We start from the raw sequence: 15075 nt of genomic DNA, 5'->3' as shown, positions 1-15075 counted from the left end.
TGACGCATTCGGGCCTACCGGCGACGATATAGCCGATGCTGCTCGCCTACATCGACGAGTCGTACGACCGCGATGAATACTGGCTCACCGCCCTTGTCGTGCCCAATGATGTTGCGCTACAGCTGCAGAACAGGCTCGACGAGATCGTGCGTGACGCAACCCTGAATTTCGGGGTACCACTGGCAGCCGAACTGCACGGTCATCCGCTCCTTCACGCCAAGGAGGCGTGGGAACCGATGAAACAGCCAGTCCGTGCACGCATCAATGTTTACGGAGCTGCGCTTCGAGCAATCGCAAACTGTGAGGGCATCCAGATCGTCATGGCAGGTATCGACATTGCGAGGCTCAACCGCCGCTACACCACACCTCCGCATCCGCATACAGAAGCGCTCGACCAGCTCGCACAATCGGTCAACGCCCTCGCCGCGGAGCGAGGAGCCGACTTCCTAGCCATTGCCGACGAGATCGACCAATCCGACACCCTGCGCGCCAGCTACTGGGACATGCAGCGACTCGACACCTTGAGCCGCTACGGCGGGAAGCTTGATCGAGCTGTCGATGCCCTGCACTTCGCGCCCTCCCGGCATAGCCGCCTGCTTCAGGCCGCCGACCTCGTGTCTTACCTGCACTTTCGTATCCGGCGAACACCGGATCCGCGATCAGCGAAAGCAAGTGCAGACCTCTGGGACATCGTCGACCACCAGGTCGGAATGAAAACGATCTGGCCGTAGACGCACGTCAGCCCCGCGCGAGGCGGGGCTGCGGCTGGGCAGGATCCTCGTCGGATTCCCGCATCCCCGATCTTACATCCGGGGTCGACCCCGCTGCGTCAGTTCTCTGCCCGCAGCTGGGCCAGCAGGTTTACTGCCTCGCCGCGTTCGGCGTCGTCGAGCCAGGCCCACAAGGCGATGATGCCTTCCTCAGCTTCCCGGGCTGATCGGTTGAGCTGGCCCACGAGGGCTTCCCGCGTGGCCGGTTCCATGTGCTCGGTGTGTGCGTGAAGGGTTTCTCTCATCGACAGCACCTGGCGGGCCAGGGCAAACCGATCTGGGGGCGCAGCCGGGGGCGCGCCGGAGTCGTTGTGCGCCGGCGATTCGTTGGTGGGTATGCGTTGGGCCAGGGTGGGGACGCCGCCACGAAGAATCTCGTCAACACTGCCCGGTTCCCAGTCCAGTGCGGTTTCGAGTGCGCGGCGCATCCGAGGACTCAGGCGGCCGTGCCGGTTGTTTTCCAGTTTCCGCACCAGTTCGGCCGACGGACCGCCGCGTGCATGCACGCCGGCTTGACTGAGATCAAGCGCGTGACGCCGTTCACGCAGCTCTTCGGCCAGCCTCTCCCACGACATGATGCCCACATCATGCCTGATGTACCGGTACAAATCGGCATTCTTCGGCCGGTGACTGGTATCTATGGCAGCCCCAGACCACTACACGGTATGCATACCATGCTTCTGATTGTGTCACGCGGATCGCGAAAATACCCCGTTCACCTGCATAGTTGGTGATTTTCTGAGCGGTTCTCCCGGCGACGCTGGTTTTGGTACCGCAGAGCCTGCCCTTCAGATATACCGCACAGTACGGTATTTTCTGCTACGGTAACGGTATATCCCGCTATATACCGCGCTCGCTGCGGTGAACGGGCCAAAGGAATGAGGGGAACCATGACCGTCGAAACCAGCGACAACTCGCTTCCAGCAGCGGCTCGGCTCTCAGGGCTCGCCGGCAACCTCCCCGGCTCATCGGTGACAAGGCTTTTCGAGACCGACGAACCGCGGCCGTGCACGATCACCAAACCCGGCCCCGACAACGATCTGTGGTTCTCCGAGAACCGCAGCCGAAACCGAGCGGCGAAACTGTGCCGCCGGTGCCCCTTTATCGGCCGCTGCGGCTTCAACGCCGTCGCCAATCGCGCCACCCACGGCGTATGGGGCGGGGTGGTATTTCCCGGCGACCACACTCACAAGCTGGAGCGGATCTACGTGCAGTTGCTCGAGCAGTTTGAGCGGCGCCGGCCCATCGAGCTCGGGAACGCTCCCGTGCCGGCTGTGCCCGAACCGGTCGCCTACCGGCGCAACGTGGCAACTTCCTCCGCGGCCTGATCCGAATGGACGATCAGCGCCCGACCTGTCACGGCGGTGTCCCGGCGGACTTCATTCTCGACGAGTACGCCACCGCCCCGCAGGCCCGGGTCGCGCTGCCCGCCTATGGCCAGTCGTGCGGGGTCGAACACCCAGAACTGGTCGCAGATCTGCGCCGAACGCTGGGCGCAGCGGAGTAGGAAGCAGGGGAATGCATCGTGACTATAGCCATCGAAAGTATTGTCCCCCAAGGCATTCCCGCAGAACTGGTCCAACAGGAATCCGCCCAGGCCAGACCACATAAGCTCCACATCGCCACTGGCGACGGTGTTGACCTCGCGGTACGCGACTACCGGCCCCGCGGCCATGCCAGCCACACCGTGGTACTGCTCCACGGCTTCTGCCTCTCCCAGAGCACCTGGAACATCCAGATCCGGTCGCTGCGCCGCCATTCACCCTGCTTGCGCATCATCACTTTCGACTATCGAGGCCACGGCCGATCCGCCAGTGGACCAATCCACACCTACACCATCGAGCAGCTCGCCAACGACATCGGCCACGTCCTCACGACGCTCGACGTCACCGGTGCTATCACGCTAGTTGGACACAGCATGGGAGGTATGGCCGCGCTCTCCTACGTTGCGATGAGCGTGGCACCCGTTCCCGTCGGACTCGTGCTCATCGCCACCGCCGCCGGCCGACTCACCGAACGCGGCATCGGCCGACTCCTGGCCACCCCCGTCATCAACCCGCTCACCCACGTCGTCGACCACATACCGCACCGCGCCGTCGACCGCACCGTGAGAACACTGATCGGACCCGCCTGCCACACCCTGAGCCGGCTCGCCGGCTTCGGCGGGACAGAACGCGCGGCGCTTGCCAGCGCGGCCGCCGACGCAGTGCACCGCACCCCGCTGGCCACCGCAGTCGGATTCCTGCCCGCCCTACGCAACTACGACCGCTACAGCGATCTTCACGCGATCACTGCTCACACCGTTGTCGTCAGCGGCGGAAACGACGTCGTCACCCCCGCCGCTCACGCGGCCGACCTCGCTAACGGCATCCCCGGCGCGATTCACCTGCACCACGCCACCGGGGGACACATGCTGCTGCACGATGCGCCCCAACTCGTCGTCGACGCCATCCTCACCACACTGACCGACTCCCACCGCGGTGCAACTGACACATTCAGTGCACCAAGAGTTTTGGAGGTTCGGTGAACGCAGCACACCCAGTTCCGATGGTGTCGACACTCAGACCTTTGGCGACGACGGTTGCAACCACCCGCGTCGGCGTCCGTGGCTGGATCATCGACGTCGACACCACGGAAACCTCGCCATGCCCCGCCAGGGCCACCAGGACTGGCTGTATCCAAGCCAGCCACCGCGGGCCGAGCTCGCAACCACCACACTCGACCGGCGACGGGTTGGGTGTATTGCCGCACTGCCAGCCCAGCATCGGCGGGACACGATCAAGAGCCTGTTGGTCACCGACGAGACCTCCCCGACATAAGGAATCGCGTTCCGCCGCAAGGCCGCAACTGACTTTTGTCGGCACACAACCACAGGAGAGAAACCATGACCGCAGCTCACCCTCCACTTACCGCCGAGGACTTCAACACGCAGTACTACGCCGAGCATCGCTACATCTTCATTGATGACGAAGACGCCAACATGCTCTACACCTACGGCCACGATAGGGACGAAGAATTCGCCCGACAGGCAAACGAATTCGACATCGAGATCCTCGGCCTGGACGTCGAGGAAGCGCAGCACACCGCCGCCGACATACATCACTTCTGGGCAATCACCATCGAACCGAAGCCGCAATGGCGCTTCACCAGCCGCAACACCGAAACCCACAAGAACATCGAAGAGAACACGCCCGGCGCGTTCCCGGTATCGGTCATCTTCAGATGAACCAGGCAGGGGTCAGGCCCGACCTCGGAATCGTTGATGCCAACGGCGCCCAGGTCCTCGCCTGCCAGTTGCCCGCGGGGCCAGCACAGCCTGAGCCGGGGCACCTGACCCAGTCCCTGCTGGTTCCCTAACCGATCGACGCACCGATACGGAGAATGCATGTCCGACAACACCGCTGGACCCGGCAGATGCAACGCACAAGGCTGCGGCACCCCGTGTGACGGATTCATGTGTGCGGCGCACTGGAAACTCGTACCCCCCGCAATGCGGCTGGCCATCGAATCGAGTCTCGACCCGCGAAGCGCGGAGTCACCCATTTCTCAGGCGGCCATTGCCGAGGTCGCCCACAGGGAATCCCGCAGCAAGTCACGGGGTAGCTCCGGGATCCGCAAGGAACCGGTCCAGCTCGCCCTATTCGGCGATGACCAGGTCGTCCTCGCAGCAGGAAAACGGCGATGAGCCGGCACCGCGAACGCTGAGTGCCTGTTTGCAAACCGTCGATAGGGCTAGTGCGAGCGCAGTTTCATGGATGATGTGCGATGTCCGTCGGCTCCTCGAACTCACGGGACGAGCGCTTTTCCTAAAGTCTGGGAGTTTTCTGAAAGCGAACCCGACGTTCGCTCGATAGGTTGCACCTGGTTTGCTCGGAGCCACCCGGCCCCGGCCCCGAGTGTGAGGAGATCTCGTGCTGAAGAGGTTTGCCGCGGCCGGCGCGCTGGCGCTGGGTGCCGTGCTGTCCGCCGCCGGCGTCGCACATGCCGATGACGTCGTCGTCCGCGATGCCAACGGCATCCCGCGGAGCTGGCCAAGTGAGGCGTCCTGCATCAAGGACGGTCCCGACCAGCACCTGCAGAACGTTGACGACGACGCGTTCCTTAAGCCTCGATCCACCGATGAATTGCCTGTGTAGGTGGGTGTCGATATAAGGAAAGTGCCCCTTGAGCTGGGAGGATTGGTGTTCTCTACGCATCAATCAGGCCAGTTAAGAAAGGCACTTCCAGTGCAAGTGTCCCACGGGTTCGCTGCGTCGTCGGCGGTCTTCGATGAGGATCATCTCGTGTCGTGCGCCGGACTGGTGCCGGTGATGACACTGGCTGAGCAGACCGGCCTGCCGAATCTGTTGGCTGACAAGATCTTCATCCCCGCGCCGAAGATCAAATCCGGGTCAGCGAATCCGGCACCGAAGCTGGCCACGGTGATCGCCGGGATGTGCGCCGGCGCCGACAGCATTGATGACCTCAACATCGTCCGGGCCGGGGGCATGAAAACACTCTTCGGCGATGTGTACGCACCATCAACCATCGGAACCCTGTTGCGGGAGTTCACCTTCGGACACGCACGCCAACTCGAATCAGTCCTGCGCGAACACTTGGCCGCCCTCTGCCGGCGCGTTGAGTTGCTACCCGGATCCGACAGCGGTGTGTTCATCGACATCGACTCCCTGCTACGACCGGTCTACGGCCATGCCAAACAAGGCGCCTCCTACGGACACACCAAAATCGCTGGCAAGCAGGTCCTGCGCAAAGGACTCTCGCCGTTGGCGACCACGATCAGCACCCCCGGTGCGGCGCCGGTGATCGCCGGGATGCGGCTGCGGGCCGGCAAGACCGGCTCCGGTAAAGGAGCCGGTCGAATGGTCGCCCAGGCCATCACCACGGCCCGAGCGGCCGGGGTCACCGGCCAGATCCTGGTCCGCGGCGATTCGTCCTACGGCACCCGCGCCGTCGTCGGCGCCTGCCGACGCCATGGTGCGCAATTCTCGGTGGTCATGGGCCGCAACAGCGCGATCAACCGGGCCATCAACGCCATCGACGACGCGGCGTGGACACCGGTGAAATACCCGGGCGCGGTGCGTGATCCCGACACCGGAGAGTGGATCTCTGATGCCGAAGTCGCCGAAATCAGCTACACCGCATTCGCGGCCACCACAGACCGCTTCACCGCCCGACTGGTGGTACGTCGGGTCAAAGATGCGCGCTTCCGCGACGCCCTGTTCCCGGTCTGGCGGTATCACCCGTTCTTCACCAACACCGACCTACCAACCGCCGACGCCGACATCACCCACCGTCAACACGCGATCATCGAAACTGTCTTCGCCGACCTGATCGCCGGCCCCTTGGCCCACATGCCCTCCGGGCAATTCGGCGCCAACTCCGCGTGGGTGCTCTGCGGGGCCATCGCCCACAATCTGCTGCGCGCCGCCGGTGTGCTTGCCGGTGGAGCGCACGCAGTGGCCCGGGGAGCCACCTTGCGACGCACGATCATCACCGTCCCGGCACGGCTGGCCCGACCGCAACGCCGACCCATCCTGCACCTACCCAGCCACTGGCCCTGGACCGAGCACTGGCTCACCCTGTGGCGCAACACCATCGGCTACAGCCCACCCGCTACCGCAACCGTCTAACCGTCGCCGAACAGGCCCCACCGAAGCACACAGGAAAAGCTGGGCAGACCAGCGGCTACATCCTGCCCACCCCACAAACCGCCGTCAGAATCACCGTCGAACCACACCACTCAAGTCAGTCCACGGATTGAGGTTAAGTACTGGTACTGCCTCAAGCACGACGACGGTCTCTGGTACCTGCATAACACCGACAGCCCGACCGAGCGGGTCGGGTAGCTGCGGCTCAGGATCACAGCTGTGGCGTGGCGGCCCTGTAGGGGGGTCGGGGCCGCCATGCTGCCCGGGCAATAACGACCGACGCCAATATGTGGACCGCTCGCGGCGGCCCTGAGGCAATCCGAAGCCGTTGCGAACTCGGTGGCAGCAGTCCTGACGTGCTTCGCCCGCGAGTATTAGCAGCTAAACAAGCGGTGCAAATGCAGCAGTCGCGTCGCTGCGGTATGCGTTCCGCAGGTTCGGCCCCGCGCGGCGCAGGAGTGCGACTTGCACCAGGTCGAGGGGACGCGTCAACTACAGTTGCCAAGATTGTTGCCGGGGCGGTCCTGATTTTCCCGCAAGTTTGCACGGCGCAAACCGAAAGCGGATAACACAGCTACCACAGTAGATTTGTGAGGCGGCGTCAAACGAATAGCGGCGTGAGATGTGCGCATCCGGTCGTCCCACTGCTCTTGTTGGGGCGACCGGATTTTTCTCTCCGATGCATTGCTGATGAAGCTAACCGCTGGTCTCGCGGACAGATTCCACCCCTGCGCTGTCGCGACCCTGTAGCGCCGTGCCGGTTCAGCTACCGAGGTATCTTCCGCACCGCGCCCGTAGGAACGTCGGCAATGTTGGGTGGGCATCGTCGGCAAATGAACCATGGCCTGCCAGTATCGAAGCGACCTTCCTCACACAAAAGATGTCAGGTCGAACGGATTGCGAAATACTGCCAACCATGGCTTCCCTGTGGGACGGAATGCGTGACCGCAGTCCGCGCACCGTGCTGTCTAACACCGCCGCCTGTGGGCAGGGGATCGAATTCAAGTTCGTTTCGGAACAGATATCGGCACCGACGGACTGGTGCTTCGAAGAGCCTCACCACGTCGTCGTCGTGCATCGTGGCGGTCGGGTGCATTCCATGGAGATCGAGTTCGATCGCGGTCCTTCGGGTCCTACTGTGCCCCAGGTCGGAGATGTGTGGGTGATTCCCGCACAGCACCGATATGCCGCGCTGGTACAGGGACAGACGGTGCAGTTCTGTGAACTCACCGTTCCCACAGCCACGCTCGGCGACCGGGAACTGGCCTCGCGCATCAGGCACCGGGATCCTCTTGTGCACCAGCTGATTGAACGCATGGGCGCGGTCATCGACCGTGATGATGTCACCGCGCGACTGCTGACCGATTCCTTGGCTGAAACGCTACGACTGCACCTGGTCGATCAATTCGCCAGCGGCAGCGCCCGAGTCCAGCGCCACAACGGGCTGAGCAGACAGACGCGGGCGCGACTGAAGGAGTATCTGGAGGACGGCCTTGACTCAGAAATTTCGATCGCCGGGCTCGCCGACCTCACCGGCATGCCGGTGGCTGAGTTCACTACCGCCTTCGCTGCTACGTTTCACACCACGCCGTATCAGTACGTGCTCGACCGCCGCATGCAACGCGCCAAGACGTTGCTGATTACTACCACCATGTCGATTACTGATGTGGGTATCGCGGTGGGATTTTCGACGCCAAGTCATTTCGCCACGACGTTCAAGAGCCGAGTCGGCATATCGCCGAGCAGCTATCGCCGCAACGCATGAACAGACGCACTCTGCGGGGCAACTGAGCATCGGCAGGTACCGCCGCGGCGGATTGGGCATCCAAGTCCACGTCCGCTTGGGCCGCAACGCCTATGGGCAACGACATCGAGTCGAGACGCTGACTTTGACTGCTGATTCGGGAGTCGTTTGACCACGAAATTCGGAGTCGGTGCGGCGGCTGCTGGCGCCAGTTTGACCACGAATTTGAGAGTCAATGAGTTGGTGTCGTCGGGCGCGTGGACCGAACCGTGCGATGGGTTCGCAATCCGGATCGGAGGCGCGGTTGGATTCGTTGTCCATCACGGGGGCATGCTTCGGTGTTAGTGACGGGGTGTCCGGTGTTGGGAGTCGACGGTGTTGGCCGAGCTTGCCCGCCGGGGCCTTTGCGACTGTTGATACCGACGAGGATTCGTGGATCGAATCGTTGAGTGGTGAGCCGCTGTTGCCCGGCAGCTTTGCTGCATGCGGCGTCGAGAACCCTCGCCTACAGACTTGCTTTCCCGGCCCGGCTCCCGTTGCGGGAATTGCCGCTGCCACGGCCGACCGGGTCGTGCTTGTCATAGCCCAGGTGCTCGGACATCTCCGCGTCCAGCGCGGTTTCCAGCACGTTCTTGGTCAATTGATTGAGCAGGCCGTTGGGGCCCACCAACTCCACGCCTTGTTCCTTGGCCTGGGCGAGCAACTGCTCGGCCAGCTGCTTTTGATCCACATCGATCGCCACGGATTCGAGTGTTTCGGACATCATCAGTCCTTCCCGCCAAGCTCACGCTCGGCGTGTCAGACCAAGACCAGATCCACCGTTATTCCGACAGTCCCCAAGAACCGGATCGAAAGGGGTGAACCGTCCTGGGTTTGAGCGTTCGGGCCGAGTCGTTGTCGTGTGGTGCAGCGTGATGGCTCATGTCAGCTGACCGCCAGACGGGTAATCCCTTCTAGCGATGCGCGTACTCCTACGAGTTGGTCTAGGACCAGGCGGGCGTAGTCGTCATCGGGTGCCAACTGGTGGTGGGGGTAGACGGTTCCGGTGACCAAACGGGCGATGCGGGTCAGTTCGGTGTGGACTTGCATTCGTTCGTAGCCAATGCAGTCACCAGAATCTTGCGCCGAAACGTACCCATCCTTGCGGGACCAGATCAACGGCGACAGATGTTCGAGTGCAGCGTATTCCCTGATCCCCCTGAGCCCGTCGCGTACCTGACTGATCGTGAGACCGGTCGCAACACACAGCTGGTGGGTGTTCAAACCGCTCGGACGGGCTTCGAGCAGCGCCAGGCGCACGCGTTCGACTTTGACGTTGCGAGGGATGCGGGCGGGCATGGTTCACCCGTTCTTGAGCAGCTCTGCCAAGGCTTCGTCGAGACTGACGTCGCCGGTGTCTAACGCGTGTTGTATCCAGTCGGCCGTGCTGCGGACCCGACCGATGTTGCGGTGTACGGCGTCTTTTTCCTCGGCGGTGAATTCGTGGCCCCGCATGCCCGGCAGGATGCGCCCAACGGCGGCCACGAACTGGGCACAGGCACCGACCAGGTCGAGGTATTCGATGCTGTGCTCGATGGTACGGATCGCAGGGGTGCGCTGGCGGGCGCACACCACCTGTTGGCGCGACCGGTCGAACTGGGCGCTGTTGACGGCGTGGCGGGCGGACTGATCACCCATTGCCCGGAATGCCACAGCGGGCCGCTTGAGTAAGTCGCGGGCCACCGAGACGGCCACCATGTCATCTTTGGTCAGGTCATGGATTCGGTTGACCTTCTCCTGGTTGGTGATTGGCGTACGCGGTGTCCATCCCACCACTCGGCATGCGGCGTCGGTGTCCCAGCGGTATTGCCCGCTGCGCGGATTCTTGGGCGGTGTGGCGATGAGTGTGAAGCGATCGTCGCGGCCGGCGAACACCTTGTGTATGTAGTGCGAGACCCCGCTCACGCGTTGACGTTTGGGCCATCGCGAGGCTACCCACCGGTAGTCCATTAACGTTGTGGATGTTACCCCGATGTCTTCGGCGTACATGGCGATCGCGTCGCTGACGCTCAGTGGTTCCTCGTTGGGGCCAGAATGCGTCCCGCCGCGGGATCGCATGGGTTCGATCTCCAGGGCACGGTCGCCCAAGGCGAACTGACAGCGGGACTGCTGTTCGACTAAATCGCGGCCTTCAGCGACCAGTTGTACATAACGACCCTTGGTCACATTTCCAATCTTGGTTGGCATTGTTGTCTCCTCGCGGGAATCCCAATAGTGGGTTCGCGCGGGCCACCACGTGCGCCCTTGTGTTTCACCTTCGCCGCCGCTCAGTGGGTGAACCGAGCCGCAAGCCCCCAGTCGCCAGCGGGCCCCGCACGATCGAAGTCTGTCGATGATCACCTTCTCACGCCTGGCGATGCAGTATCCGAACGGATATCCACCGCAGGCGTCTCCATTCTGCGCGGAGATCCTCTGTCGAACAAGCCCTCCACAAACTGCATTTAGGCTGTTCAGGGCATATATCGCAGACGAAGAGAAACGCGTTTGGTGTACGCGTCACGGTGATGGATGTTGCGAACGATTACTGCGCGCGGTGACGGCGCCACCGGCGGGTGCGGCATCGCGGCGAGCAATAGATGGTGCCGGCACGGTGGTCCACGCCTGCCACCCACGTGTTGCCGCACTCGGGGCACCGCGCCCGCTGAGCCGCGCTGGCGCGTAACGCACGGACACGGGAGCGGCTCACCTGCACCCACCGCCAATGTCGGGCGCGGCAGGCCGCCGAGCAGTACACCGCGTCCGCGCGCATCCCATCGCGCAGCGGTGAGCCGCAGCCCGGGCAGAAGTGCCCCGCCGTAACGCGGGGCGATAGTTTCCGACTGAGCATTCCAACACCGTTCACGTGAGACGGCTGGGGCGGGGCGAACGGCGGAACGTGTCTGCGGTGGGCTCGGTGACTCCGTCGCGGTAGAGGGCACAGGCTGCGCCGCCTGAGCGTTTCGCGTCGTACATGGCGGCGTCGGCATGCCTGAGGACATCGTCGATGGTGAAATGCCGATCAGCTGTGCTGTGTGCGGCGATGCCGACGCTGGCCGTCAGTGCCATAGCGGGCGTGTCGAGGTGGGTCAGCGGTTCAAGCCGGGCAAGCAACCCCGCGATCAGCGTGTCGGTACTCGTGGTGGTCGGTGTGATGGCAACGAGCACCAGTTCGTCGCCGCCAATTCGGGCGGTCAGTTCGGCGCCCGCGGCCCGTGACTTAAGCCGCTGCGCCATCGAGATGAGCGCGGCGTCGCCTGCTGCATGGCCCTTCTTGTCGTTGAGGTTTTTGAACTTGTCGATGTCGCACACCGCTGCGGTCTACAGTCGACGGCGTGACGATCGGTTCCACCACAATCTCCGCCACGTCATGGACAGACTATGCGGCGACCGCCAACATCGGCGCCGGATCGCACGTCGTCGGCATCGCCTACACCAACGACTACCGATCATTATTCTGCGATCGGAATCTGCTGGTGGACAAGGTGACAATCGTTCCGGGCGCTGTCACCACGACGCCGCCGACCACCACACCACCCACCGGCACGGTGGCCCTCGGCGCGGTCGTTCCCTATTCGGCAGTCGACGTGAGCAACCCGAAACGCGGCCAGTTCGAGAACATCGGCGTCGGACTGTTCCCGCAGAGTCAGCCTGCACAGCGTAGTTACCCCGCGTGGCCCGACACGTTCGATGCGGGTGCCCGGTTTGAGTGGAAGGATCTGCAGCCCACCAGCGCGGCGACCATCAACTACGCCCCGATCGACACCGCGATCGCGGCTGCCGCAGCACGCGGCAAACGGTTCCACTTCCGGGTCATGGCGTTCGCATCGTGCTGCCAGGCATCCTACTTGGCCAACACCGACATCTCGGTACCCGACTGGCTGCGCGCGATATCGGGAGCGACCACCGACTATAACCACAACGGCGTCACCTACGTCGTGCCGAACTGGAACAACGATGCCTACCTGACTGCAGTGGAGAGGCTGGTCACCGCGCTGGGCGCCCGGTACAACAAGGACGAGCGTGTCGCATGGTTCGAACTGTCGGGCTATGGGGACTTCAGCGAGAACCACAACGCGTTCATGCGCGATACGCTCGGCGTTTCCGGTCCCGCGCCAGCCGACAGCATCGCCGCGCTCGGCTACTACAGTCAGTATCAGGATCAGTACATCACCAAATCGTCGGTCGCCCGCATCGTCAATGCGACACTGCGTGCGTTCCCCGACACCCAAGTGCTGACCACCGCGCAGAACCCCGAGATCGTCAAACAGGTCATGCGGGACAGCCCCGCGGTCAGGGGTCTCGCCCATCCGGTCGGCGTCCGCGCCGACTGCCTCGGCGTCTACCAACCGCCGCAAACCTGGGCGGTCAATCAATATTCGTACTACGTGCAGTCCGGCGACCCAATCGTGCCCATGCTGCTCGATCGGTGGCGCACAGCACCCGTAGTCACCGAGTGGTGCACCTTCGCGCCGACCGGCGAACAGGCACTTTTTGATCAGGCGGTCCGCGACACCGTCAACTACCACGTGTCGATGCTGTCCAGTACGGTCCCGCTGTATGAGAACTCGGCGACGATGCCCGCCGCCATCTACGACTTGTGGGCCAAGGCCAATAAGTTCGGCGGGTACCGGTATGCGATGACCTCGGCGGTCCTACCCGCCACCGCCACAGCCGGTACCGCCGTGCCGCTGCAGGTCCGGTGGGCCAATTTCGGCAGCGCGCCCAGCTACGACAACTGGGTGATCCGATACGAATTGCGCGATAGGTCGGGGGCGTCACGTCAGGCCGTCAACTCCCAGCTCTCCCTGAAAAGCCTTGCCGCCACGCAGAACTACACGGCGACCACGCAGGAACCCGCATCGGTCACCGCTGACGACAGCGTAAGTCTGCCCACCACGGGCCTGCCTGCCGGTATTTACACAGTGGTCGCGCGGGTGATGTGGAACGAGCACAAGTCCAGCGGCACGAATGCGCTCACCATGGAACCGATGAACTTAGCCCAGGCTGGGCGCGACAGCTCGGGTGCGTATCCGATCGGCTCCATCTCACTGTCGTGATCGTGCCCGGGCACATCTTCTAAGGTCGTTGGGCGATCTGGAACTGGGGCAGCCTCGTGCGGTTCACTGAAGCCACGCCCTACAACCCGTCAAGCCCCTATTCGGCCACTAAGGCGGCCTCCGACATGCTGGTACGGTCCTACGGCGCTCGGACCACGATCTCGAACTGCTTCAACAACTACGGGCCCTTCTAGCACGTGCAGTAGTTCATTCCCCGGCAGATCGCCAACGTCTTGTCCGCCCGCCGTCCCAAGCTCTACGGCACCGGGACAAACGTCCACAACTGGAGCCGCATCGATCACCACAATGCCGCGGTGTGGCACGCATCCTCCCGAGGGCTAGATCGGGCGCACCTATCTCATTGGCACCGACAACGAACGCGACAACCTGACGGTGCTGCGGACCCTCCTGACCCTGATGGGGCGTGATCTCGACGACGTCACCTGACCAGGCCGGGCGCGACCTCCGGTACGCGATCGACCCGTCAGCCCTCAGCAGCCCGTTCGGCTGGAAACTCGAGCACGCCGACTTCGGCAACAGCTTTCACGCCACCATCGACCGGTATAGCGCCAACGAATCCCAGTGGGGCCCACTCAAAGACACCGTCGAGGCCCAATGCGCAGAGCGCGGGGGGAATCGCGTCAAGTTACGCGGACGACCTACGTACGGGGTATTTCGCAGCGTCGCCATCCAGCCAAGCCAACAGGCGCGCCTTGTGTGGTTGCCCGGACGCCGAATCTGTCCGACCTGTAGCGCGGCGGCATTCCCCCCTCCGAGGTACAGGCCGCTGGGTCGCCGCCGAACCGGACGAACACCCACGGTTCGTCCAGGCCCCGCGCCGGCAATCCCACCGGTCAGCACTAGGCTGCGCGCATGCGTGGCATCATCCTGGCCGGCGGCTCAGGTACCCGGCTGCACCCGATCACCCTCGGGGTCAGCAAACAACTCCTGCCGGTGTACGACAAACCGCTGATCTACTACCCGCTGTCGACGCTCATGATGGCAGGTATCCGGGACATTCTGCTGATCAGCACCGAACACGACGCACCGGCGTTCCGGCGGCTGCTCGGCGACGGCGCGGCGTTCGGTGTCAACATCAGCTACGCGATACAGCCGAGACCTGACGGTTTAGCGCAGGCCTTCGTCCTCGGCGCCGACTACATCGGCACTGATGCCGTGGCGCTTGTCCTGGGCGACAACATGTTTCACGGCCCGGGCTTGGGCACCAGCCTGAGTAAATTCGGGAATGTCGACGGGGCCGCGATATTCGCCTACTGGGTCGCCGACCCCTCGGCCTACGGGGTGGTGGAGTTCGACGCCGACGGAACTGCTGTGTCCCTTGAGGAAAAGCCGGCCACACCCAAGTCGCACTACGCGATCCCCGGGTTGTACTTCTATGACAACGACGTGGTCGAGATCGCCCGTGGGCTGCGCCCGTCTACACGCGGCGAGTACGAGATCACCGAGGTCAACCAAACCTATCTAGATCAGGGCAAGCTGAATGTCACCGTCATGCCGCGCGGCACAGCATGGCTCGACACCGGGACGTTCGATTCTTTGCTGGACGCCTCCGACTACGTCCGTACCGTGGAGCGCAGGCAGGGACTTAAGGTCGGCGTCCCTGAGGAAGTGGCGTGGCGCATGGGGTTTATCGACGATGCGCGACTCGCTGAGCGTGCCCGCTCCTTGATGAAATCCGGCTACGGAGGATATTTGCTTGATCTGCTTGAAGGCAGATAGTTCCCGCGGCGGAGCTCCCTTCGCGGCGGGCCGTGCTTTACATTTGATGCGTCGCGTGTCGCTGCACACCCCGGGGTACTTATCGTTGCATCGTCGAC

Annotated in this window: 14 protein-coding genes and 2 pseudogenes; 11 read left to right on the top strand and 5 right to left on the bottom strand. The window is 63.3% G+C overall.

The features are described 5' to 3' along the window. Positions 1-35 precede the first annotated feature (35 nt). Positions 36-731, top strand: coding sequence for a DUF3800 domain-containing protein (locus ACNQR1_RS36710; RefSeq protein ID WP_418011040.1), 696 nt, complete (start codon positions 36-38; stop codon positions 729-731). Positions 732-829: 98 nt separating this feature from the next. Here ACNQR1_RS36710 and ACNQR1_RS36705 read toward each other — a convergent pair whose 3' ends face one another. Beyond that, complete coding sequence (locus ACNQR1_RS36705) at positions 830-1345, bottom strand: helix-turn-helix domain-containing protein (RefSeq protein ID WP_418011039.1); 516 nt, start codon at positions 1343-1345, stop codon at positions 830-832. A gap of 315 nt (positions 1346-1660) precedes the next feature. Between ACNQR1_RS36705 and ACNQR1_RS36700 the strand changes: the two genes are divergently transcribed. The 7 genes from ACNQR1_RS36700 (at position 1661) to ACNQR1_RS36670 (ending at position 8183) form a co-directional block, all read left to right on the top strand. Then, positions 1661-2098: a WhiB family transcriptional regulator gene (locus tag ACNQR1_RS36700; protein ID WP_368569487.1), complete on the top strand. Its 438-nt coding sequence runs from the start codon at positions 1661-1663 to the stop codon at positions 2096-2098. Positions 2099-2103: 5 nt separating this feature from the next. Next, positions 2104-2277 carry a hypothetical protein gene (locus ACNQR1_RS36695; protein ID WP_418011038.1) on the top strand — a complete coding sequence of 58 codons (174 nt, stop codon included), beginning with the start codon at positions 2104-2106 and terminating at the stop codon, positions 2275-2277. Positions 2278-2295: 18 nt separating this feature from the next. Continuing rightward, positions 2296-3297 carry an alpha/beta fold hydrolase gene (locus tag ACNQR1_RS36690; protein ID WP_418050644.1) on the top strand — a complete coding sequence of 334 codons (1002 nt, stop codon included), beginning with the start codon at positions 2296-2298 and terminating at the stop codon, positions 3295-3297. A gap of 357 nt (positions 3298-3654) precedes the next feature. Further along, the gene (locus ACNQR1_RS36685) at positions 3655-3996 is read left to right on the top strand and encodes a hypothetical protein (RefSeq protein WP_368569479.1); all 342 of its coding nucleotides are present in this window, start codon (positions 3655-3657) and stop codon (positions 3994-3996) included. A 685-nt stretch (positions 3997-4681) separates the two neighbouring features. Beyond that, complete coding sequence (locus ACNQR1_RS36680; protein ID WP_418050643.1) at positions 4682-4906, top strand: hypothetical protein; 225 nt, start codon at positions 4682-4684, stop codon at positions 4904-4906. 90 nt (positions 4907-4996) lie between these two features. Continuing rightward, on the top strand, positions 4997-6400 hold the full coding sequence (locus ACNQR1_RS36675; protein ID WP_011768002.1) for an IS1380 family transposase: 1404 nt from the start codon (positions 4997-4999) through the stop codon (positions 6398-6400). Positions 6401-7355: 955 nt separating this feature from the next. Next, positions 7356-8183: a helix-turn-helix transcriptional regulator gene (locus ACNQR1_RS36670; protein WP_418011084.1), complete on the top strand. Its 828-nt coding sequence runs from the start codon at positions 7356-7358 to the stop codon at positions 8181-8183. Positions 8184-8688: 505 nt separating this feature from the next. On the opposite strand, the pseudogene ACNQR1_RS36665 reads toward ACNQR1_RS36670, so the two are convergent. The 4 genes and pseudogenes from ACNQR1_RS36665 to ACNQR1_RS36650 all read right to left on the bottom strand — a co-directional run. Further along, positions 8689-8925, bottom strand: a pseudogene (locus ACNQR1_RS36665) (transposase); the annotation flags it as partial. A gap of 161 nt (positions 8926-9086) precedes the next feature. Next, positions 9087-9500, bottom strand: coding sequence for a hypothetical protein (locus ACNQR1_RS36660; protein WP_418011036.1), 414 nt, complete (start codon positions 9498-9500; stop codon positions 9087-9089). A 3-nt stretch (positions 9501-9503) separates the two neighbouring features. Continuing rightward, positions 9504-10388, bottom strand: a complete 885-nt coding sequence (locus tag ACNQR1_RS36655; RefSeq protein ID WP_418011035.1) for a DUF6192 family protein — start codon at positions 10386-10388, stop codon at positions 9504-9506. Positions 10389-11039: 651 nt separating this feature from the next. Next, the gene (locus tag ACNQR1_RS36650) at positions 11040-11489 is read right to left on the bottom strand and encodes a GGDEF domain-containing protein (protein WP_418050642.1); all 450 of its coding nucleotides are present in this window, start codon (positions 11487-11489) and stop codon (positions 11040-11042) included. A gap of 23 nt (positions 11490-11512) precedes the next feature. On the opposite strand from ACNQR1_RS36650, the gene ACNQR1_RS36645 reads away from it, so the two are divergent. The 3 genes and pseudogenes from ACNQR1_RS36645 (at position 11513) to rfbA (ending at position 14977) form a co-directional block, all read left to right on the top strand. Further along, a complete protein-coding gene (locus ACNQR1_RS36645) occupies positions 11513-13237 on the top strand; it encodes a DUF4832 domain-containing protein (protein WP_418050641.1) in 1725 nt (574 codons plus the stop codon). A 31-nt stretch (positions 13238-13268) separates the two neighbouring features. After that, positions 13269-13868 (top strand): annotated as a pseudogene (locus tag ACNQR1_RS36640) (GDP-mannose 4,6-dehydratase); the annotation flags it as partial. Between the two features lie 242 nt (positions 13869-14110). Further along, the gene (rfbA, locus tag ACNQR1_RS36635) at positions 14111-14977 is read left to right on the top strand and encodes a glucose-1-phosphate thymidylyltransferase RfbA (protein ID WP_418011032.1); all 867 of its coding nucleotides are present in this window, start codon (positions 14111-14113) and stop codon (positions 14975-14977) included. Positions 14978-15075: the final 98 nt, after the last annotated feature.

Source organism: Mycobacterium sp. 48b (assembly GCF_048282725.1).
Taxonomy (GTDB): Bacteria; Actinomycetota; Actinomycetes; order Mycobacteriales; family Mycobacteriaceae; genus Mycobacterium.
This window is presented reverse-complemented; position numbering and strand designations above follow the sequence as displayed.

What these genes read in the sequence shown, in the direction of transcription:
- ACNQR1_RS36685 (WP_368569479.1), top strand. Translation starts at nt 3,655, where the DNA reads ATGACCGCAGCTCACCCTCCACTTACCGCCGAGGACTTCAACACGCAG.
- ACNQR1_RS36695 (WP_418011038.1), top strand. Translation starts at nt 2,104, where the DNA reads ATGGACGATCAGCGCCCGACCTGTCACGGCGGTGTCCCGGCGGACTTC.
- ACNQR1_RS36660 (WP_418011036.1), bottom strand. Translation starts at nt 9,500, where the DNA reads ATGCCCGCCCGCATCCCTCGCAACGTCAAAGTCGAACGCGTGCGCCTG.
- ACNQR1_RS36710 (WP_418011040.1), top strand. Translation starts at nt 36, where the DNA reads ATGCTGCTCGCCTACATCGACGAGTCGTACGACCGCGATGAATACTGG.
- ACNQR1_RS36670 (WP_418011084.1), top strand. Translation starts at nt 7,356, where the DNA reads ATGCGTGACCGCAGTCCGCGCACCGTGCTGTCTAACACCGCCGCCTGT.
- rfbA (WP_418011032.1), top strand. Translation starts at nt 14,111, where the DNA reads ATGCGTGGCATCATCCTGGCCGGCGGCTCAGGTACCCGGCTGCACCCG.
- ACNQR1_RS36700 (WP_368569487.1), top strand. Translation starts at nt 1,661, where the DNA reads ATGACCGTCGAAACCAGCGACAACTCGCTTCCAGCAGCGGCTCGGCTC.
- ACNQR1_RS36655 (WP_418011035.1), bottom strand. Translation starts at nt 10,388, where the DNA reads ATGCCAACCAAGATTGGAAATGTGACCAAGGGTCGTTATGTACAACTG.
- ACNQR1_RS36705 (WP_418011039.1), bottom strand. Translation starts at nt 1,345, where the DNA reads ATGTCGTGGGAGAGGCTGGCCGAAGAGCTGCGTGAACGGCGTCACGCG.